Source organism: Amycolatopsis sp. NPDC059027, from assembly GCF_042739735.1.
Lineage (GTDB): Bacteria > Actinomycetota > Actinomycetes > Mycobacteriales > Pseudonocardiaceae > Amycolatopsis.
Genome location: NZ_JBHYIK010000007.1, coordinates 75,154 through 94,720 on the forward strand (window position 1 = coordinate 75,154; position 19,567 = coordinate 94,720).

17 protein-coding genes are annotated in these 19,567 nt (G+C 71.2%); 9 read left to right on the top strand and 8 right to left on the bottom strand.

The window, feature by feature from the left end; translation table 11 throughout:
* Positions 1 to 134: 134 nt before the first annotated feature.
* From ACFWY9_RS07060 to ACFWY9_RS07070, 3 genes are all read right to left on the bottom strand, one after another.
* Positions 135 to 1,088, bottom strand: a complete 954-nt coding sequence (locus ACFWY9_RS07060) for an LLM class F420-dependent oxidoreductase (RefSeq protein ID WP_378328557.1) — start codon at positions 1,086 to 1,088, stop codon at positions 135 to 137.
* Positions 1,085 to 3,199, bottom strand: coding sequence for a prolyl oligopeptidase family serine peptidase (locus ACFWY9_RS07065; protein ID WP_378328558.1), 2,115 nt, complete (start codon positions 3,197 to 3,199; stop codon positions 1,085 to 1,087). The genes ACFWY9_RS07060 and ACFWY9_RS07065 overlap by 4 nt, the downstream gene beginning before the upstream one ends.
* A 76-nt stretch (positions 3,200 to 3,275) precedes the next feature.
* Positions 3,276 to 4,118: a PPK2 family polyphosphate kinase gene (locus ACFWY9_RS07070; RefSeq protein ID WP_378328559.1), complete on the bottom strand. Its 843-nt coding sequence runs from the start codon at positions 4,116 to 4,118 to the stop codon at positions 3,276 to 3,278.
* 161 nt (positions 4,119 to 4,279) lie between these two features.
* Between ACFWY9_RS07070 and rocD the strand changes: the two genes are divergently transcribed.
* The 4 genes from rocD (at position 4,280) to ACFWY9_RS07090 (ending at position 9,360) form a co-directional block, all read left to right on the top strand.
* A complete protein-coding gene (rocD, locus tag ACFWY9_RS07075; protein ID WP_378328560.1) occupies positions 4,280 to 5,482 on the top strand; it encodes an ornithine--oxo-acid transaminase in 1,203 nt (400 codons plus the stop codon).
* Between the two features lie 151 nt (positions 5,483 to 5,633).
* The gene (locus tag ACFWY9_RS07080) at positions 5,634 to 6,992 is read left to right on the top strand and encodes a DUF2252 domain-containing protein (protein WP_378338378.1); all 1,359 of its coding nucleotides are present in this window, start codon (positions 5,634 to 5,636) and stop codon (positions 6,990 to 6,992) included.
* Positions 6,993 to 7,137: 145 nt separating this feature from the next.
* Positions 7,138 to 8,523, top strand: coding sequence for a cellulase family glycosylhydrolase (locus ACFWY9_RS07085; protein ID WP_378338379.1), 1,386 nt, complete (start codon positions 7,138 to 7,140; stop codon positions 8,521 to 8,523).
* 240 nt (positions 8,524 to 8,763) lie between these two features.
* Positions 8,764 to 9,360 carry a phosphatase PAP2 family protein gene (locus ACFWY9_RS07090; protein WP_378328562.1) on the top strand — a complete coding sequence of 199 codons (597 nt, stop codon included), beginning with the start codon at positions 8,764 to 8,766 and terminating at the stop codon, positions 9,358 to 9,360.
* Here ACFWY9_RS07090 and zapE read toward each other — a convergent pair.
* On the bottom strand, positions 9,314 to 10,339 hold the full coding sequence (gene zapE / locus ACFWY9_RS07095) for a cell division protein ZapE (RefSeq protein WP_378328563.1): 1,026 nt from the start codon (positions 10,337 to 10,339) through the stop codon (positions 9,314 to 9,316). The genes ACFWY9_RS07090 and zapE overlap by 47 nt on opposite strands.
* Positions 10,340 to 10,451: 112 nt before the next feature.
* Here zapE and ACFWY9_RS07100 point away from each other — a divergent pair, with 112 nt between their 5' ends.
* Both ACFWY9_RS07100 and ACFWY9_RS07105 read left to right on the top strand, forming a co-directional pair.
* Positions 10,452 to 11,528, top strand: coding sequence for an ATP-dependent DNA ligase (locus ACFWY9_RS07100; RefSeq protein ID WP_378338380.1), 1,077 nt, complete (start codon positions 10,452 to 10,454; stop codon positions 11,526 to 11,528).
* A 69-nt stretch (positions 11,529 to 11,597) separates the two neighbouring features.
* Positions 11,598 to 13,160: an alpha/beta hydrolase gene (locus tag ACFWY9_RS07105; protein ID WP_378331809.1), complete on the top strand. Its 1,563-nt coding sequence runs from the start codon at positions 11,598 to 11,600 to the stop codon at positions 13,158 to 13,160.
* Positions 13,161 to 13,164: 4 nt separating this feature from the next.
* Here the strand turns inward: ACFWY9_RS07105 and ACFWY9_RS07110 are convergent, their stop codons facing one another.
* Positions 13,165 to 13,407, bottom strand: a complete 243-nt coding sequence (locus tag ACFWY9_RS07110) for a DUF2630 family protein (RefSeq protein ID WP_378331808.1) — start codon at positions 13,405 to 13,407, stop codon at positions 13,165 to 13,167.
* Between the two features lie 98 nt (positions 13,408 to 13,505).
* On the opposite strand from ACFWY9_RS07110, the gene trxA reads away from it, so the two are divergent.
* Positions 13,506 to 13,871: a thioredoxin gene (gene trxA, locus ACFWY9_RS07115; RefSeq protein ID WP_378331807.1), complete on the top strand. Its 366-nt coding sequence runs from the start codon at positions 13,506 to 13,508 to the stop codon at positions 13,869 to 13,871.
* Between the two features lie 214 nt (positions 13,872 to 14,085).
* On the opposite strand, the gene ACFWY9_RS07120 is transcribed toward trxA, so the two are convergent.
* A complete protein-coding gene (locus ACFWY9_RS07120; protein WP_378338381.1) occupies positions 14,086 to 15,015 on the bottom strand; it encodes a proline dehydrogenase family protein in 930 nt (309 codons plus the stop codon).
* A gap of 33 nt (positions 15,016 to 15,048) precedes the next feature.
* Positions 15,049 to 16,677 (bottom strand): L-glutamate gamma-semialdehyde dehydrogenase, encoded by a 1,629-nt coding sequence (pruA, locus tag ACFWY9_RS07125; RefSeq protein ID WP_378338382.1) that lies wholly within the window; start codon positions 16,675 to 16,677, stop codon positions 15,049 to 15,051.
* 183 nt (positions 16,678 to 16,860) lie between these two features.
* Here pruA and ACFWY9_RS07130 point away from each other — a divergent pair, with 183 nt between their 5' ends.
* Together ACFWY9_RS07130 and ACFWY9_RS07135 are read left to right on the top strand one after the other, a co-directional pair.
* Positions 16,861 to 18,447 carry a PucR family transcriptional regulator gene (locus ACFWY9_RS07130; RefSeq protein WP_378338383.1) on the top strand — a complete coding sequence of 529 codons (1,587 nt, stop codon included), beginning with the start codon at positions 16,861 to 16,863 and terminating at the stop codon, positions 18,445 to 18,447.
* 148 nt (positions 18,448 to 18,595) lie between these two features.
* Positions 18,596 to 19,252 carry a maleylpyruvate isomerase N-terminal domain-containing protein gene (locus ACFWY9_RS07135; RefSeq protein WP_378338384.1) on the top strand — a complete coding sequence of 219 codons (657 nt, stop codon included), beginning with the start codon at positions 18,596 to 18,598 and terminating at the stop codon, positions 19,250 to 19,252.
* 62 nt (positions 19,253 to 19,314) lie between these two features.
* Here ACFWY9_RS07135 and ACFWY9_RS07140 read toward each other — a convergent pair whose 3' ends face one another.
* Complete coding sequence (locus ACFWY9_RS07140) at positions 19,315 to 19,566, bottom strand: S1 RNA-binding domain-containing protein (RefSeq protein WP_378338385.1); 252 nt, start codon at positions 19,564 to 19,566, stop codon at positions 19,315 to 19,317.
* Position 19,567: the final 1 nt, after the last annotated feature.

Sequence of the window (19,567 nt, forward strand, 5' to 3'; positions counted from 1 at the left end):
AGCCCCTCTCTGCGACAACTCCCGCGACACTGTTGTCGCGACACGCCCGTGTGTTGTTCTTGTTCTCTCGCTCCATCCCCTGCCCCACACACACCCCATACCCCACGTCCTACGCGACGAACGTCCCCTTCAGCTCAGCGGCGTGGGGCCAGGGCGCGGGCCTGCTCGAAGGGATCCTCGCCGGTGGGCAGCAGCGCGATGACCGGCGTCGTCAGTCCATTGTCCACATAGGACTGGACCTGCTCGCGGCAGGAGTCGGGGCTGCCGTGGATGACCAGCTCGTCGACCACCGAGTCCGGGATGACCTCGTTCGCCTTCTTCCGGTCCCCGGCCGCCCACGCCTCGTGCATGGGGGCCAGCGCGCCGCCCCGGCCCAGCCAGTCGTGGAACGCGGCGTACACCGGCACCGTGAGATAGCTCGAAATCAGCATCCGCCCGAGCCCCCGGGCGGCGTCCGCGTCTTCCGTGGGACACACGAAGATCCGCGCGGCCAGCTCGACGTCCGGGCCGATCTCGGCGCGCACGCGCGGAACATCCGACGCGGCCAGCCAGTTCGTGATCGCGCCGTCCGCCTCACGCGCGGCGAGCCGCAGCATGCCCGGCCGCAGCGCCGCCAGCATCACCGACGGCGGCGGGTCCACCGGACGCTCCAAACGGAACTTGCTCACCGCGAACGTCTCGTACTTCTCGCTCACCTTCTCCCCCGCCAGCGCCGAGCGCAGGAACCGCAGAGTGTCCCGCGTCCGCGCGAACGGCGCCTCGAAGGAAGCGGCGTTCCAGTTCTCCACGATCACCGGGGACGACGCGCCGATGCCGAGCACGAACCGGCCCGGCGCCAGCTCGGCCACCGTCGAAGCCTGCATCGCCAGCAGACCCGGCCCGCGCGTGTACACCGGCACGATCGCCGTTCCGAGCCGCAAGGACGGCGCCCACTGCGAGGCGAGCACGAGCGGAGTGAACGCGTCGACACCCGCGGTCTCGGCCGACCAGACATCGGTGTAGCCCAGATCGGGCAGTTGCTCGACCAGCTCGCGGTGCGCGGCGAGCGGGACCCCGGTCAGCGGAATCGTCAGACCCCAGCGGCTCATGAGGCGTTCTCCTTCACGGCGGCGACGGCGGACAGTTCACGCACGATCCAGTCGACCTGCGTGCGCATCATGTTCTCCGCGACCTCCTCGGCCTGCGGCGTCATGTGGGTGGCCCCGGCCAGCGGCAGGAACACGTGCGGGCGTCCCTTCGCCAGCAACGCCGAGGAGAGCCGCAAAGCGTGCGCCACGAACACGTTGTCGTCGGCCAGCCCGTGGATGATCAGCAGCGCGCGGCTCAGCTCCCCGGCGTCGGCGATCAGCGAGTTCTGCTCGTAGGTGTGCGGATTCTCCTGCGGCGTCCCGAGATAGCGCTCGGTGTAGTGCGTGTCGTAGAGCGACCAGTCGGTCACCGGCGCGCCCGCGACGGCCGCGTGGAAGACGTCCGGGCGGCGCTGCACGGCCAGCGCGGAAAGGTACCCGCCGTACGACCAGCCGCGGATCGCGACCCGCTCCAGGTCCAGCTCCGGGTGCAGCTCGGCGGCGGCGTGCAGCGCGTCGACCTGGTCGGCCAGCGTGACGTCGGCAAGGCGGCCGGCGATCGCCTTCTCCCACTCCGGCCCGCGCCCCGGCGTACCCCGCCCGTCCGCGACGAGCACGGCGAAACCCTGATCCGCCAGCCACTGCGACGTCAGGAAGGCGTTGCGGCTCTGCAGGACGCGCTGCGCGTGCGGGCCGCCGTACGGGTCGAGCAGCACCGGCAGCTTGCCTTCGCTCTCCTCGTACCCGCGCGGCAGCAGGAGCGCGGCGCGCAGGCCCCGCTCCCCCAGCGTCAGCCAGGTCAGGTTCGGCACGACCTCCGGGTCCACAGTGGACGAAACGATCTCCGCGACGCGCTCGCCGTCGCGCAGCACGCTCACCCGGGGTCCGCTGTACTCGAGACTCCACGAGGCGATCACCGTCAGCGCGGCGGAGCCGGCGCCGTGGTGCACACCGTCCGCAGTGGACAGACGACGCACGGTGCCGTTTTCGGTGCGGTAGACGTGGATCTGCGTCGAGTCCGCTTCGGACGCGCTGAACAGCACCTCGTCCCCGACGTGCAGCACCGAGCGGACCTGCGTGCCGGGCGGCGTCACCGCGACGCCGTCGACCACCAGCCGGTGGTCGCCGTCGGCCGCGCTCTCCCGCACCAGCTTCCCGCCCGACGTCCACGCCGGGACACCCTGGGTGATCTCGACCCACCGGCCGTCCACCTCGGCGTGCAGCGTCCCGACCGAACCGTCCGCGACGTCGAGCGCGAGGATCTCCATCCGCCGCTGGTCCCGCGACTGGACCGTCAGCAGCGGCCTGCCCGCGGCCGACCAGTGCACCGAGACCAGGTACTCCCAGTCGCCGCGCGCGACGTCGACGCGGCTGCCGTCCAGCCCCAGCACCGCCAGCGACACGTCGGCGTTCGCGGTGCCCGCCGCCGGGTACGCGACGACGTTGGCCGGGTTCTGCGGGTTGGCCGGATCGGCGATGGTCCAGCGCGGCACCGGCCCGCGGTCCGACCGCTCGACGAGCAGGCTCCGCCCGTCCGGCGCCCACCAGTAACCGCGGACGCGGTCCATCTCCTCGGCGGCGATGAACTCGGCGAGCCCCCAGGCGATGTCCTCGCCGTCCTCCTCGACCAGCGCGCGGTCCTCGCCGGTGGCCAGTTCGATCACCCGCAGGCGGCGATCGCGGACGTAGGCGACGTGCGTGCCGGACGGATTGGGCCGCGGGTCGATCACCGAACCCTCGACGAGCACCGACACCGCGCCGCTGCGCAGGTCCAGCGTGTAGAGCTTGCCGGACAACGAGAACGCGGCGACCGTGAACGCATCGTCGACGGCGTAGCCGACGACCCCGCCGCCGGTCTCACGGCTGCGCTCGCGCCGGGCCCGTTCCTCGGCGGGCAGTTCCTCCTCGCCTGGCAGCAGCTCGGCGGCGTCGACCAGCTTCGTCTCCTCACCCGAAGCCAGATCGAGCGACCACAGGCTGTGCCGCGGGTCGGTGCCGGTTTCGGCACGCAGGAAGAGCACGCGCGAGCCGTCCGGGGCGACCCGGAACTCCTTGGGCGCGCCCAGGGTGAAGCGCTGCGTGCGGGACTGGCGGCGGAGGAACGGAAGAGCATCAAGGGAGCTGTCGGTCACGCTCGCACTCTTTCAGATGATCAGGCGCTTACGCCAACACCGCAGGTTCGAAGTACTTTTTACCGCTGAGAACCCATCAGCGCAGTTTCTCCAGCTCGGCGTCGACGTCGTAGCCCGGCTCGGGGAACTTCGGTGCCATGTCCGTGAGCGTCTCGATCAGCAGCTCCGCGACCGCCCAGTTGCGGTACCACTTGCGGTCGGCGGGCACGACGTACCAGGGCGCGGTCGTGGTCGACGTCCGGCGCAGGACGTCGGCGTAGGCCGTCTGATAGGCGTCCCACGCGGCACGGGCTTCGAGGTCGGCGGGGTCGAACTTCCAGCGTTTCTCCGGCCTGAGCAGCCGCGCCTTGAGCCGTTTGAGCTGCTCCTCCGGCGAGATGTGCAGGAAGACCTTGACCACCGTGGTGCCCTCGTCGGCCAGTTCACGCTCGAAGGCGTTGATCTCGGCGTAGCGCTTGCGCCACTCGGCGGCGGGCACGAGCTTCTGGACGCGCGGGACCAGGATGTCCTCGTAGTGCGACCGGTCGAACACGCCGATCAGGCCCGGCGAAGGCAGCTGACGCCGGACGCGCCAGAGGAAGTGGTGACGGCGTTCCGCGGCGGTCGGCTTCTTGAACCCGGCGTAGCGCACGCCCATCGGGTTCACCAGGCCGAGCACGTGCCCGACGGTGCCGCCCTTGCCCGAGGTGTCCATGCCCTGCAGGACGAGCAGGACGCTGCGCCCGCCCCCGCCGACGCCCTCGGCGTAAAGCGCTTCCTGCAACGCCGACAGCCGCTCGCCCGCGCTGTCGAACTTCTTCTCCGCCTTGGCCTTCTTGTCCGGCCCCACCGGGGACGAACCGGGGGCGGGCAACGGGGTGTCCTTCTCCGCCCGCAACGCGTCCCGCACGCGGCTCGCCGGATCCTGCTTCTTCGCCATCCGGCGACGATAACCATGTTCGCGCGCGATCGCCCGGCGAAAGATCGCGAATCGGTTACGCAGCGTTTCGCTGCTGTAAAGCCTCAAGCACGCAACGATCGAATGGTGGAAGCAACGTTTCCCGGATGAACTCTCCGCGTTCAGCGCTTAGCCTGAACGACATGAGGACCGCCGATTTCGTCGCGCTCGACGAGCAGTGGAGCACGCACAACTACCACCCCCTGCCGGTCGTGATCGCCGAGGCCGAAGGCGCGACGGTCACCGACGTCGAGGGCCGCCGCTATCTCGACTTCCTGTCCGGGTACTCCGCGCTCAACTTCGGGCACCGGCACCCGGCGCTGATCGCCGCCGCGACCGAGCAGCTGGGCCGCGTCACGCTGACGTCGCGCGCCTTCCACCACGACCAGCTGGGCCTGTTCTGCCGCGAGCTGGCCGAGCTGACCGGCACCGAGATGGTGCTGCCGATGAACTCCGGCGCCGAGGCCGTCGAGTCGGCGGTGAAGGTGGCGCGCAAGTGGGCGCACCAGGTCAAGGGCGTGCCGGACGGCACCGCCGAGATCATCGTGGCCGGGTCGAACTTCCATGGCCGCACTACGACGATCGTGTCGTTCTCGACCGACGAGACCGCGCGGTCCGGGTTCGGCCCGTTCACTCCCGGCTTCGTGACGGTGAAGTACGGCGACGCGGCCGCGCTGCGCGACGCCGTCACCGAGCGCACCGCGGCCGTCCTGCTGGAGCCGATCCAGGGCGAGGCGGGCGTCAACGTGCCGCCGGCCGGGTACTTCGCCGAGGTCCGGCAGCTGTGCGACGAGCACGGCATGCTGCTCATCGCCGACGAGATCCAGTCCGGCCTCGCCCGCACCGGCACGGTGCTCGCGCTGGACCACGAGGGCGTCCGCGCCGACGTCTACACGCTCGGCAAGGCACTCGGCGGCGGGATCATGCCGGTGTCGGCGGTGGTCGGCAGCCGGGCGGTGCTCGGGGTGCTCCAGCCGGGCGAGCACGGGTCGACGTTCGGCGGAAACCCCCTGGCGTGCGCGGTCGGGCGCGCGGTCGTGCGGCTGCTCGGCACCGGGGAGTTCCAGCAGCGCTCGGCCGAGCTGGGCGCCCACCTGCACGACCGGCTCGGCGCGCTCGTCGGCAACGGGCTCGCCGAGGTCCGCGGCCGCGGCCTGTGGGCCGGGATCGACATCGCCCCGGGCGGCCCGTCCGGGCGCGAGGCGTCCGAGGCGCTGGCCGGGCTCGGCGTGCTGTGCAAGGAAACGCACGGCTACACGCTGCGGCTGGCTCCGCCGCTGGTGATCTCACGCACCGACCTGGACCGCGGCATCGACGCCATCGCCCAGGTGATCCGCGCCTCCTGACCCAGCGGCACTCAAACGCCCCAATGTGGCGTTCGCTGCGTCCAACGCACCGAACGCCACATTGGGTGCGTCCAACGCACCCAATGCCACATTGGGGCGCTCGTCCGCCCCGTTCCGGAACCTGGTGTCCGGTGTGGACGTTGGGGAGGGCATGGGAGCAGGGGAATGGGTGGAGCGGCCGCTGGTCGAGGGCGGCGAGGCGCCGGGTGAGGTGTACGCGCGGGGCAAGGCGCTGCGGGAGAAGGCGACGGCCAGGGCGCATGACCACGCGGCGGCGGCAGGGGACCGGCCCACGCCCCGCGAGTACTTCGACGCGAGCAACGCCGGACGGCTGCCGGAGCTGATCGAGCTGCGGCGTGAGCGGATGTCGGCGTCGCCGTTCACGTTCTTCCGCGGCGCGGCCGGGCTGATGGCCGCCGATCTGGCGGGCACCCCGGCGTCCGGCGTCACGGCGCAGCTCTGCGGGGACGCCCACGCGGCCAACTTCGGGCTCTACGGCACGCCCGAGGGCGGCATCGTCATGGACATCAACGACTTCGACGAAACCGTGCCGGGACCGTGGGAATGGGACCTCAAACGGCTCTCGGCGAGCCTGGTGCTGGCCGGCCGTGAGGGCGGGATCGGCGAGTCCGGCTGCCGCGAAGCCGCCGAGGACGCCGTCAAGTCGTACCGGCGGACCATCCGCGCGCTGGCCGAGCTGCCGTTCCTGCGGTCGTGGAGCGCGTTGCCCGACTCGTCGGTGCTGAGCAAGGCGCGGGCGCACGAGCTGATCGACGACTTCGCCGACGCCGCCGGGAAAGCCCGCAAGAACACGAGCAAGAAGGTCGTCGCGAAGTGGACGCGGCGCATCGACGATCACGAAACCGGCCTGAGCAGGCACCGGTTCGTCGAGGACCCGCCGGTGCTCACGCACGTCGACGCGGCGACCGCGGAGGCCGTCGCCGCGGGTCTGGTGTCCTATGTGGACACACTGCGCGAGTCGCGGCGGACGCTGATCGCGCGGTACCGCGTCGCGGACGTCGCCTTCCGGGTGGTGGGCACGGGCAGTGTCGGGCTGCGCAGCTACGTCGTCCTGCTCCACGGCAACGACGACGAAGACCTTGTGCTGCAAGTGAAACAGGCCCAGCCCTCGGCACTGACGCGTTATCTCGGCCTGCCGGAGCCCGAGCACGAGGGACGCCGCATCGTCGACGGCGCGCGGCTCGTCCAGGCGGAGACGGACATCCTGCTCGGCTGGACCACCATCGGCGGAACGCCGTTCATCGTGCGCCAGTTCCGGAACCTCAAGGGCGACATCGACCCGACGGAGCTGGCGAAGGACCACCTCGACGACTACGGCCGCCTCGCGGGCGCGTTGCTCGCCCGCGCGCACACCCGATCAGCGCATCCGCAGCTGCTGGCGGGCTACTTCGCCGAGGACGAGGAACTCGACGAGGCGATCGGCGCCTACGCCGTCCGCTACGCCGACCAGACCGAGGCCGACCACGCCGCCTTCGTGTCGCGCCCCTGATCACGCGAGTTCTCCGTCCAATCACGCGAGTTCGCCCTCCAGTCACGCGAGATGACCGGAACGGGACAGAAATCCGGCCAAGTCTGGAGAACGAATTCCCCGCCGTGCTAGATCTTCGTCAACGGTTACCGGCTAGGGAGGCGGCATGGCGGACGTTCGGCGGCGCTCGGTGCTCGGCGGCGCGGTGGGCGCGGCACTGGCGGGGACGGCGTTGACCGGCACAGCGCTGACCGGCCTCGCGACACCGGCCGCGGCGGACACCACGGCATCGGACACGGCCGCATCGGGCACCGCGGAAGCGGCCGCACAGGGCAGGCGGCGCGCGTTCCGGCTCGGCGTCAACTACACGCCGTCGACGCGCTGGTTCCACATGTGGCAGGACTGGCGCGAGCGGGACCTGCGCCGCGACCTGGACGACATCGCGAAGCTGGGCCTCGACCACATCCGGATGATGCTGCTGTGGTCGGACTTCCAGCCCGAGCCGAACCTGATCAGCGGTGAGAAACTGGACCGCCTGCACGAGTTCCTCGACTACGCCGGCGACGCCGGGCTCGACGTCGAGATCACCGTGTTCAACGGGCACATCTCGGCCCGCTACTGGACACCGAACTGGCTCCAGACCACCCCCCAACCTGTCAACTGGTTCGCCGACCCCGCCGCTCTCGAGGCCCAGCGCGCGTTCCTCACCGCGCTCGGCAAGCGTATCGGCGGGCACCGACGTTTTCTCGGCTTCGACCTGTCGAACGAGCCGTACTACTACTGGGACTCGTTCGCCGGCTTGAACGTCACCGTCGCGCAGGCCGACAACTGGGCGAAAACCCTGCTCGCCACGGCGGGCGAAGTCGCGCCGGGCAAGTGGAACACCGTCGGCTGCGACCGCGCGCCATGGGACACCCGCGGCGACAAGTACTTCAGCCGCACCACCCTCGCGACGGCGGGCGCGGTCACCGCCATCCACCCGTGGACGTCGTTCTTCGGCATCCTCAAGACCGACCCGCTCGGCACCTTCGCGACACACAACGCCGAACGGCTCGTGCAGCTCGCGCAGGCGTACGCGGCCGATCCGGCCTGGCCGTGCTGGATCCAGGAAGACGGCGCGGCGCCGTCGATCCACTTCAGCGACCAGACTCGGCCTCAGCTGGGAGAATGGATCAAGCGCTCCGTACGCAACGTCGCGAGTTGCGCACACACGCACGGCTTCACCTGGTGGTGCTCGCACGACGTCTCGCCGACGCTCGTGCCGAAGCTGAATCCCCTCGAATACGACCTCGGCCTCTACACGAACGACCGCAAGCTCAAGCCCGCGGGCGCCGCGATCCGTGAGATCGTGGCCGAATTCGACCGGAATCCGCCCAAACCCGCTTCGCGGACAACAGGAATCGTGATCCCGGACGACGATCCGCAGAGCGGGACGAACACCTTCTTCGCCCTCGCCTCGGCCGGGACGCGCGCGGCCTTCGTACTGCGCAGCAAGGCCGGGGACCAGGCCCACCTCAAGGCACGCGGCATCACGAAGCTGGTGAACCCGTAACCCACGTGACTGCCAGGGGCGTCCTTTGTGGACGCAAGTGCCGAGGCTGTCGCGAACGGCGCGTTCGGGACGTTCAGCGTCGCCATCGGAGCGTTCGCGACAGTGGGCGGTGCGGTCGGCTACGCGGGGAGGCCCGAGGGACGCCCTGGGTGCGTTGAGTGCGACGAGGGCGTCCCTCGGTGCAGCCAGCGCACCAAAGGCGTCCCTCGGTACATCGGTGGCCCCGCGTTAAGGTCGGGCATGCCTTTCCGGTGGCCGACGCTCCTCGCCGTCGTGTGCGCGTTGCTCGCCCTCGCGCTCGGGCTGGTCTTCGCGGGCGACCACGCGCCCAGCGGCCTCGACACCGCCGCGCAGGCCGCGATCACCGGGTGGCCGCACGGGCTACTGCGTGCGCTCGTGCTGCCGACAGAGCCGTACGTGCTGCTCCCCGTGCTGGCGCTGCTGATCGTCTGGTGCCTGTACGCGCTGCGGCCGTGGGACGCGCTCTTCGTCGTCCTCGGTCCCGGGATCGCCGTCATGGCGAACACGTGGGCGCTGAAACCGTTGTTCGACCGCTGGAAGGGCGCGACGCTCGTCTATCCCAGCGGGCACACGGTCAGCATGGTGGCGACGCTCGTAGTGGTGTTCCTGCTGGTCCACGGCCTGGCCAGGACGCTCACCGCCAGCATCGGCGCGGTACTGCTCGTCGCCGTCTCGATCGGGATGATCGGGCTCGGGTACCACTACCTCACCGACGTCGTCGGCGGGACGCTCTTCGCGGTCTTCGCCGTCCTCGCGGTGCGTGGGCTGCTTACGCGGCTTGCACCGCGTCCCGTGCGAGTGCGGTCAGGCGACTGACGGCGCGAAGGTACTTCTTGCGGTAGCCGCCGTTGATCATCTCCTCGGTGAACAACGCGGGCAGCGGCTGTCCCGAGACGACGACCGGGATGGCGCGGTCGTAGAGCCGGTCGGCGAACGCGACGAGCCGCAGCGCGACGCTCTGGTCCGGCGCCGGGTGGATGTCCCGCAGGTGGACGCGGCCGACGCCGTCGAGCATCCGGCCATAGCGCGACGGGTGCAGCCGGGCGAGGTGCGCGCACAACGCGTCGAAGTCGTCCACAGTGGACCCTTCGTGCTGTTCGGCGGACGCGGTGAGCACGTCGTCGGCGACCGGCGGCGGGGCCTCGGGCAGGCCGCGGTGGCGGTAGTCGGGACCGTCGACGCGCACGACCGTGAAACGCGAGGCCAGCGACTGGATCTCGCGAAGGAAGTCCTCGGCGGCGAAGCGGCCTTCGCCGAGCTTGTCGGGCAGGGTGTTCGACGTCGCCGCGACGTACACCCCGGCCTCGGTGAGCTCGCGCAGCAGGCGGCCGATCAGCATCGTGTCGCCGGGGTCGTCCAGCTCGAACTCGTCGATGGCCAGCAGCCGGTGCCCGGACAGCCGCCGCACCGCCTCGGCGAACCCGAGCGCGCCGACGAGGTGGGTCAGCTCGACGAATGTCCCGTACGCCTTCGGGCCGGGCGTGGCGTGCCAGGTCGAGGCGAGCAGGTGGGTCTTGCCGACGCCGAACCCGCCGTCGAGGTAGAGCCCCATCGGGCCGGTCGCCTGCGTGCCACCACCGAACAGCGAGCGCAGTTTCGACTTCTTCGCCGGGGCCTCGATCCTGGCCGCGAACGCCGCGCACGAGGTGACCGCGGCGGCCTGGCTCGGCTCGTCCGGGTTCGGGATGTAGTTGGCGAACCGGACCGCGTCGAACCGGGGCGGCGGGACCAGCGTGCCGATCAGCTCGTCGGCGCTGAGCTGGGGATCGCGGTCGGTGAGATGCGCGGCGGGCATGGTCGGAAAGCCTAACGGCCGCCTCCCCGGTACCGCCGCCTCCCGGCCCCGAGTGTGCCGAAGGTCCCCTTCAGCACGTGCGAGAACGCCGGATTTTCCGCAGAATGCGGGCATGACACCACCGCGGCCGCCGCTCAAGCCCATGCTCGCCAAACCGGCCAAGGCGATCCCGGACACCGGCGGGCTGCTGTTCGAGCCCAAATGGGACGGCTTCCGCTGCCTGGTGTTCCGCGACGGCGAAGAGCTGACGCTGCAGTCGCGCGCGGAGAAACCCCTCAACCGGTACTTCCCCGAGGTCGTCGAGCGGCTGACGAAAACGCTGCCCGAGCGGATCGTGCTCGACGGCGAGCTGGTCGTCGCGCGTGGCGGCAAGCTGGACTTCGACGCGCTGACCGAGCGCATCCACCCCGCCGCCAGCCGGATCACCCTGCTCGCGGCCGAGCAACCCGCCGAGTTCGTCGCGTTCGATCTGCTCGCCCTCGGCGACGAGTCCTTTGTCGACGAACCGACGGCGAAGCGGCGCGAACGGCTCGAGCGCGTCGCGGGCGACGGCATCCACCTCACCCCGGCGACCACCGACCCGGACACCGCGCGGCACTGGTTCGAACTGTTCGAGGGCGCCGGTCTGGACGGCATCATCGGCAAACCGCTCGACGAGCCCTACTCCCCCGGCAAACGCGTCCTGCTCAAGTACAAGCACAAGCGCACCGCCGACTGCGTGCTGGCCGGGCTGCGCTGGCACGTCGACGGCGAACCGGGCGAGATGGTCGGGTCGTTCCTGCTCGGGCTCTACGACGCCGCCGGGCTGCTGCACCACGTCGGCGTCGTCGGCTCGTTCCCGGTCAAGCGGCGCCGCGAGCTGGCCGAGGAGCTGGCGCCGCTGATCACCGACGGCACCGGGCACCCCTGGATCGGCGACGCCGTCCGCACCGGCCAGCGCATCCCCGGCGGCATCACCCGCTGGCGCTCGACCGAGCAGCCGTGGGTGCCGCTGCGGCTGGAACGCGTCGTCGAGGTGTCCTACGAACACACCGAGGGCGGCGTCCCGGCGCGGTTCCGGCACACCGCGCAGTTCGGCCGGTGGCGCCCGGACCGCGAACCGTCGTCGTGCGGGTACGCGCAGCTCGACGAGGTCGCACGGTACGACCTCGATGCCGTGTTCCGCGGCGAGGTCGTGCGGACCCGCTAACTCCCCTGTCACACCCGGCGTGCCAAGCTCACCGGTGACCCCGGACCCGATCATCGGAGGACCCCGCCCGTGCGCCGCCGTTCCCGCCGCCTTCGCCCGCGATCCCGGCTGGCGCTGGCCGTCCTCGCCGCGGCGACGCTCGCGGGCTGCACGACCGGGCCCTCGGCACGGCCCGCCGTGGTGGACAACGACGGTTCGAAACAGCCGAAGGCGCCGACGAGCGCCCCGCCCGTCCCGCTGCCGCCGCTGGGCGAACCGCAGTCCCCGCTGATCCGGTGGAACGACTGCGACGACGACACCCGCCAGCGGCTCGGCAGGCCCGCCGTGCCGGACACGCTGCGTTTCAGCTGCGCCCGGCTGACGACCCCGCTCGACGCGCCGGACCAGCCGCGGCGCGCGATGGTGCGCAGCCTCGTGCTCAAGGCAGGCACCGGCCCGGTGCCGCTGGTCGTGGTCAACGACGTCGACGGCGAACCCGGGACGCTGTACGCCGCGCGGCTCGCGGCGAGCCTGCCGCCGGAGTTCCTCCAGAAGTTCTCGCTGGTCGGGCTGGACCGGCGCGGCACGGGGCTGTCGGGCGCCGCGCAATGCGTCCCCGGCGACGTGCGCCGCGACCTGATCGGCGCGGACCCCGCGCAGGGCGATCTCGAAGGCGTGCTGGACGCCGCGCGCAGGGCGGGCCAGCAGTGCGCGATCGACCTCGACGTGGCCCAGACCGGGCTGGACAGCTGGCGCACCGCGGGCGACCTCGACGAACTGCGCAAGCAGCTCGGGATGGAGCGGCTCACCGCGCTCGGGCACGGCGACGGGTCGAAGGTGCTCTCGGAGTACGCGGTGCGGTTCCCCGCCCAGGTGGGCAGGATGGTGCTCGACGGCGTCCCCGATCCCGGCCAGGACACCGCGGCCGTGCTGGACGCGGTCGCCGCGGGCGCTCAGTCCACTTTGGACGCGTTCGGCGCGGACTGCGCCAACCGGCACTGCGCGCTCGGCGATCCGAAGGCCGCGCTGCGGGCGGTCACCGACCGGCTGCGGACACCCGTCGTGACCGCCGACGGCATCCCGATGAACGCGGGGATCGCGACCTACGCGGTCTATTCCGGGCTCGCGCAGCGCGCGCGGTGGCCCGAACTGGCCGACGCGATCATCGCGGCGCGCGACGGGAACCTCGCCCCGCTCGCCGTGTTCGCCGCGCCGGCACTGCACGACAGCAGGAGTCTTCCGTCCCGTTTGGACGGTGCGCTCGCGACACGCTGCAACGACAGCGCGACCCGGCTGCCCGCCGACGAGCTCGCCAAGGTGGGCGCCGCCATGCGCGGCAAGTACCCCCAGTTCGGCACCACCGTGGCCCAGCAGCTGGCCTGGTGCGCGCCGTGGCCGACGCGCCGCGAGCCGCTGCCGAGGGCGGGTGTGCCCGGGGTGCCGCCCATCCTGGTGGCCTCGACCGCGGCCGACCCGGTGACCCCGGAGCAGGGCACCACCCGCGCCGCCGACCAGATGCCGACCTCGGTGACGATCTCGTGGCAGGGCGCGGGACACGGAGCACTCGGTTCGTCGCCGTGCGTGACCGACGCCGTGCGTGCCTTCCTCGTCGACGGCAAGGTCCCCGGCGACGGGACCCTGTGCCCCGCGTGAGGCCTTACTGCCGGTAGGACTCGACTTCGCTCTCGGGCCGGACCCGCGCGTCGGCCGGGTCCTCGCCGAACTCGGTGTGGGCGCGACGCTGGCGCAGCAGGTCCCAGCACTGGTCGAGCTGCCGTTCGAGGTCGCCGAGGCGCTCGCGGTCGGCGCTGTTCAGCCCGACGCCGACCGCGCGCGACCGCAGTTCGTGCTCCTCGGCGATGAGCCGGTCGATGTGGCTGAGGATTTCCCCGTCGGCCATGGCACGTCCTCCCGTGTTCGAGGTTCTCCGCGGCTGCCGGATGCCGACCCTACGCCGCCCCGGGGAATCTTGGCCGGGTGCCGGCCGTTGATCCACCTATGAGCACCGTAGAGCTGACCGCGGCCAACTTCGACCAGACCGTGACCGACAACGAATTCGTCCTGATCGACTTCTGGGCGAGCTGGTGCGGTCCGTGCCGCCAGTTCGCGCCGGTGTACGAGAAGGTGTCCGAGAAGCACGACGACATCGTGTTCGCCAGCGTCGACACCGAAAACGAGCAGCAGCTGGCCGCCGCCTTCGACATCCGCTCGATCCCGACGCTCGCGGTGATCCGCGACAAGACGGTGATCTACGCCCAGCCGGGGGCATTGCCCGAGGCGGTGCTGGAGGAGCTGATCCAGCAGGCCCGCGACGTCGACATGGACGAGGTGCGCCGCCAGGCCGAGAAGGCGGGGGAAGCCTGACCCCCGATGTGGAAATGGTCCGTGAATGCCACATCGAGGGACTGTGAGTCTCTCCATGTGGCATTCACGGACCTTCGGCTCCCGGCGGACCGCCCGGTTCCGCCGGGAGCCGAGAACTGGGGCCCCAGAGCCGTCAAGACCGCCCGCGAGGGGTGCTTCGCCCTGCCCGGCTCCTGGGCGGGCGATCACGGGACGGCCTTGACGGACCTCTTCCTCAGCTCTTCGTGGCGAGGCCGCGCAGGAAGAACGTCAGGTTCGCCGGACGCTCGGCCAGACGGCGCATGAAGTAGCCGTACCACTCGTCGCCGTAGGGAACGTACACGCGCATGGTGTCCCCCTCGCCGGCGATCCGCCGCTGCTCCTCGGGCCGGATGCCGTACAGCATCTGGAACTCGTGGTCGCCCGGCCCGCGCCCGTTGTCCGCCGCGAGCTTCGCCGCGATGGCGATCATGCGCGGGTCGTGCGAGGCGATCATCGGATAGCCCTTGCCCGCCATGAGGATCCGCAGGCAGCGCACATAGGACTTGTCCACTTCGGACTTGTCCTGGAACGCCACGGCCTCCGGCTCCGCGTAGGCGCCCTTGCACAGCCGCACCCGCGAACCCGGGCCCGACAGCTCGCGGCAGTCCTGCTCGGTGCGGTGCAGGTAGGCCTGCAGCACCGCGCCCACCCACGGGTACTCGGCACGCAGCTCCTTGAGGATGCCGAGCGTCGAGTCCGTGGTGGTGTGGTCCTCCATGTCCAGGGTGACCGTGGCGCCCACCGCGTCGGCCGCCGCGCAGATCTTGCGGGCGTTCTCCAGCGCGACGTCCTCGCCGTTCGACGGCAGGAACTGGCCGACCGCCGACAGCTTCACCGAGACGTCCGCGCCGTCGGCGAGGCCTTCCGCGCCCAGCGCGTTCAGCAGCGTTTCGTAGGCACGGACGGTGGCCGAGGCCTGCGCGGCGTCGGTGGTGTCCTCGCCGAGGTGGTCGAGGGTGATCTTCCGGCCGTCGGCGGCCAGTTCCCTGGCCACCCGCACCGCGTCGGCGGTTTCGGCACCGGCGACGAAGCGGCGCACCACGGATCGCGTGGCGGGCACCGCTTCGACCAGCGAACGCATCCGCCGCGATCGGGCGGCGGCGAGGAGAGAGGCTCGCAACATGGGGATCTCCCGGGAGACGAGGGACTGGGGAACTCAGCCCTGGTGGGGGTACGGGACGCTGGTCGGCGGGACGAAGGTCTCCTTGACCGAGCGAGTGCTCGTCCAGCGGAGCAGGTTGAAGATCGAGCCCGCCTTGTCGTTGGTGCCCGAGGCGCGGCCACCACCGAACGGCTGCTGACCGACGACGGCGCCGGTCGGCTTGTCGTTGACGTAGAAGTTGCCCGCGGCGAACCGCAGCGCCTCGGACGCCTTCGCCACCGCGGTGCGGTCGTTCGCGATGATCGCGCCGGTCAGCGCGTAGACCGCGGTCTCGTCGACCAGCTTGAGGACGTCGTCGAACTGGTTGTCCTCGTACACGTGGATCGACAGGATCGGCCCGAAGTACTCGGTGCGGAAGATGTCGTGCTTCGGGTTGTCCGAGACCAGGATCGTCGGCTGGACGAAGAAGCCGGTGCTGTCGTCCGCGGTGCCGCCGGTGAGGATCTCCACCTCGGCGTCGCCCTTGACCCGCTCGAACACCGCGGCGTGCTTGTCGAACGCGCGGCGGTCGATCACCGCGCCACCGAAGTGGCTCAGGTCGGTGACGTCGCCGTAGCTCAGCGCCTCGGTCTCGGCGACCAGGCCGTCCTTGAGCTGCGTCCAGACGCTGCGCGGGATGTAGGCGCGCGACGCGGCGGAGCACTTCTGGCCCTGGTACTCGAAGGCGCCGCGGACCAGCGCGGTGCGCAGCACGTCGATGTCGGCCGACGGGTGCGCGACGATGAAGTCCTTGCCGCCGGTCTCGCCGACCAGGCGCGGGTAGCTCCGGTAACCGGCGATGTTCGCGCCGACGGTGCCCCACAGGTGCTGGAACGTCGGGGTGGAGCCGGTGAAGTGGATGCCCGCCAGGTCGCGGTGGGTCAGCGCCACCTCGGAAACGACCTTGCCGTGACCGGGCAGCAGGTTGATCACGCCCGGCGGCATGCCCGCCTCTTCCAGCAGCCGCATGGTCAGCTGCGCGGCGAAGCTCTGCGTCGGCGACGGCTTCCAGACGACCGTGTTGCCCATCAGCGCGGGCGCGGTCGGCAGGTTGCCGGCGATGGCGGTGAAGTTGAACGGCGTGATCGCGTAGACGAAGCCCTCCAGCGGGCGGTGCTCCATCCGGTTCCACACGCCGGGCGAGCTGTTCGGCTGCTCGGCCAGCACGCGGCGGCCGTAGTCGACGTTGAAGCGCCAGAAGTCGGCGAGCTCGCAGGCGGAGTCGATCTCGGCCTGGGTCGCGGTCTTGGACTGGCCCAGCATGGTGGCGGCGTTGAGGGTGGCGCGCCACGGGCCGGTCAGCAGGTCGGCGGCGCGCAGCAGGATGGCCGCGCGGTCGTCGTAGGACAGCGCGCGCCAGGCCGGGGCGGCCTCGGTGGCCGCGGCGACGGCGTCGGCGGCGTCCTGCTGGGTGGCGCCGTGGATCACGCCCAGCACCGACCGGTGGTTGTGCGGCTGGACGACGTCGATCTTCTCGCCGCCGCCGGCGCGCTGCTTGCCACCGATGGTGGCGGTGATGTCGACAGGATCAGCCTCGCCCAGCCGCTTGAGCGCACCCTCGAGTTCGGTGCGCTCAGCGCTGCCCGGTGCGTACGTCAGCACCGGCTCGTTCTTCGGGGCGGGGGTCTGGGTCACGGCGTCCACGGCGGCTCCTCCACAACGACGGGTGAGGGTCTCTCTGCCCCGAACGGTAACCCCACGGACGGCCCAACGGTTTGTCCGAACGGATAGAATCGGGGTGATGACCTTGTCCGATGGAATGAAAGCCGGACGCGGAGCGTCTCCGTTGAGGGTGGCGGCGGGGGCATGGATGGAGAAAGATGGCGAATGACCACGGGAACCTCACTACGCCACGTGCTGGCCACGCTCGGTGAGCCACTCGTCCGGGTACTGGTCGCGCCTCGTGGCCTGGGGGTACCCGTCGAGGACGTCGTCATCCTCGACCCCGAGGACCCGCCCGAGGCCCACCCCGGCGACCTCGCACTGGTGATCGGCGCGAGGGGCCGGGCGGCCGGGGCGGCGATCCGCGCGGCCGGGCGCTGCGGGGCGGCCGCGGTCGCGATCAAGGGTGAACCCGGTGCGGCGGAAGGGATCGCGGCCGACGCGGGCGTCGCGCTGCTGGCCGTCGGGAACGAGGCGCGCTGGGAGCAGGTCGAGGCGCTGGCACGCGGCGTCGTCGACACGGCGCGCGCGGGCGGTGAGGCGGAAAGCGGCGAGGTGCTGGGCGATCTGTTCTCCCTCGCGCAGACGATCGCGACGTTGACCGGCGGGCTGGTGAGCATCGAGGACACCGCGAGCCGGGTGCTCGCCTATTCGCGGTCTTCGGACGAGGTCGACGAATTGCGGCGGTTGTCGATCCTCGGGCGCGAGGGCCCCGAACGCTATCTCGCGATGCTCCGCGAATGGGGCGTCTACCAGCGGTTACGTGCCGGTGAGGGCATCGTCCGGATCGACGAGCGGCCCGAGCTCGGGATCCGGCGGCGGATCGCGGCGGGCGTGCACGCCGGCTCGCAGCCGCTCGGCACGATCTGGGTCCAGGAGGGCGCGGCGCCGCTGACCGAGCAGGCCGAGGTGGCGCTGCTCGGCGCGAGCCGGACGCTGGCGCCCCGGCTGATCCGCGCGCGGACGTTGCCGACGCCGGAGCTGCGACTGCGGGAGGACCTGCTCGCCAGCCTGCTCGACGGACGGCTCGACGCGGACTCCGTCGCCGACGACATCGGCGCCGATCCCGCCCGGCCCGCGGTCGTGGTGGCGTTCGCGCTCACCGGCGAGCGGACGCAGGCCGACCGGCAGCTGCACCGCGCGGAACTGGTGCACCTGATCGCCGTGCACACCGCGGCGTACCGGCGCAGCGCGCTGGTGAGCGTCATCGGCAGCCGCGTGTACGCGCTGCTGCCGGATCTCCCCGACGTCACCGAGCACGCCGAAGGCCGGATTGTCGCGCTGGCCAAGGAAATCGTGGCCGCGGCGCGGCGTCATCTCGACGTCGGCGTGCGGGCCGCGCTGGGTGGCGTGGTACCCCGGCTGTCCGACGCGGCGGCGTCCCGTGGCGACGCCGACCGGGTATTGGCGACGATGGCGCGGGGGCACTGGGATTCCGACGTCGCCTCGCTGGCCGACGTCCGCGCCGAGGTTCTGCTCTCGGAGATCCTGGCGTTCCTCGCCGAGCAGCCACGCATCCGCGATCCGCGCCTGGCCGAGCTCCTCGCGCACGACGCCGACCACGGCGGCATCCTCGTCCCCGCAGTCCTCGCCTACCTCGACGCCTTCGGCGACGTTCGCGCCGCCGCCCGCGCGCTGAACATCCACCCCAACACGGTCCGCTACCGCGTCCGCCGAGCCGCCGAAGTCTCCGGCCTCTCCTTCACCGACCCCACCGAACGCCTCCTCACCCACCTCCTGTTACGCCTGTAGATCACGCGAGTTCTCCGTCCGATCACGCGAGATACGCCTCCAATCACGCGAGTTCCGTGTCTGATCACGCGAGTTCCTGGCTTTTCGACACCGGCGGAAAGGGCGAAATCGGTCGCCCACGGATGCCGCGCGCTGCTAACTTTCCGCCGTGGATCTCTTCTCACGCTCGTGGACCGCGTTGCGCACAGCGGTCGCCGACCTTTCCGACAAGGACTTCGAGCAGCCGTCGGGCTGCACCGGCTGGCTCGTGCGGGACCTGGCGTGTCACCTGATCATCGACGCGCAGGACGTCCTGATCACCCTCGTCACCCCCGCCGAAACCGCGCCGACCGACGACGCGGTCACCTACTGGAAGGTCGCCGAAACGGCGCCGACCGGCGACGACCCGCTCGACGCGCTGATCGTCCGCCTCGCCGCCGCGTACGAGGACCCCGCGCTGCTCAAGTTCCACCTCGACGACGTCGGCGCCGCCGCCGGGCGCGCCGCCGAACTCGCCGACCCCGGCGTCCGGGTCGGCACCCAGGACATGGTGCTCACGACGGGCGACTACCTTTCCGCGTACGTCCTGGAATGGACGCTGCACCACCTCGACCTCGTCGCCCATCTCCCGCACGTACCGGGGCCGCCCGCCGAAAGCCTCGCCCGCACGCGCGAAATGCTGGAGAAGATCGCGGGCGGGGCGTTCCCCGCGTCTTTCTCCGACACGGACGCGTTGCTGATCGGCACCGGACGTCGATCCGCGACCGACGCGGAGAAGGCCGAACTGGGCGAGCTGGCAACAAAAATCCCGCTCGTCCTCGGCTGAAACGTCCACTGTGGACATCCAACGGGGTGAGGCAGGGCGCCCTGCCTCACCCCGTCACGGCGTCACGCCAGCACCAGGCTCATGCGACGGCGTTCGACGTCGAGCTGGTTGATTCGCACCGAAATCTCGGCGCCGGGCGCGGGGACGTCGGCACCGAACGTGTGCGGCAGCAGACCTTCGATCCCGTCGGCCACTTCGACGAAGGCGCCGAACGGCACCACCTTGGTCACCACGCCGTCGAGCGCTCCTCCGCCGGCGTGCGCCGACACGAACTCGCGCCACCTCGGCAATGGGACGTTTTCCTGACCGGGCATA

Coding starts and splice junctions, on each gene's coding strand:
- trxA (WP_378331807.1), top strand. CDS start 13,506: ATGAGCACCGTAGAGCTGACCGCGGCCAACTTCGACCAGACCGTGACC.
- ACFWY9_RS07140 (WP_378338385.1), bottom strand. CDS start 19,566: ATGCCCGGTCAGGAAAACGTCCCATTGCCGAGGTGGCGCGAGTTCGTG.
- ACFWY9_RS07060 (WP_378328557.1), bottom strand. CDS start 1,088: ATGAGCCGCTGGGGTCTGACGATTCCGCTGACCGGGGTCCCGCTCGCC.
- zapE (WP_378328563.1), bottom strand. CDS start 10,339: ATGCCCGCCGCGCATCTCACCGACCGCGATCCCCAGCTCAGCGCCGAC.
- ACFWY9_RS07130 (WP_378338383.1), top strand. CDS start 16,861: ATGACCACGGGAACCTCACTACGCCACGTGCTGGCCACGCTCGGTGAG.
- ACFWY9_RS07080 (WP_378338378.1), top strand. CDS start 5,634: ATGGGAGCAGGGGAATGGGTGGAGCGGCCGCTGGTCGAGGGCGGCGAG.
- ACFWY9_RS07090 (WP_378328562.1), top strand. CDS start 8,764: ATGCCTTTCCGGTGGCCGACGCTCCTCGCCGTCGTGTGCGCGTTGCTC.
- ACFWY9_RS07110 (WP_378331808.1), bottom strand. CDS start 13,407: ATGGCCGACGGGGAAATCCTCAGCCACATCGACCGGCTCATCGCCGAG.
- ACFWY9_RS07120 (WP_378338381.1), bottom strand. CDS start 15,015: ATGTTGCGAGCCTCTCTCCTCGCCGCCGCCCGATCGCGGCGGATGCGT.
- ACFWY9_RS07070 (WP_378328559.1), bottom strand. CDS start 4,118: ATGGCGAAGAAGCAGGATCCGGCGAGCCGCGTGCGGGACGCGTTGCGG.
- ACFWY9_RS07100 (WP_378338380.1), top strand. CDS start 10,452: ATGACACCACCGCGGCCGCCGCTCAAGCCCATGCTCGCCAAACCGGCC.
- ACFWY9_RS07085 (WP_378338379.1), top strand. CDS start 7,138: ATGGCGGACGTTCGGCGGCGCTCGGTGCTCGGCGGCGCGGTGGGCGCG.
- rocD (WP_378328560.1), top strand. CDS start 4,280: ATGAGGACCGCCGATTTCGTCGCGCTCGACGAGCAGTGGAGCACGCAC.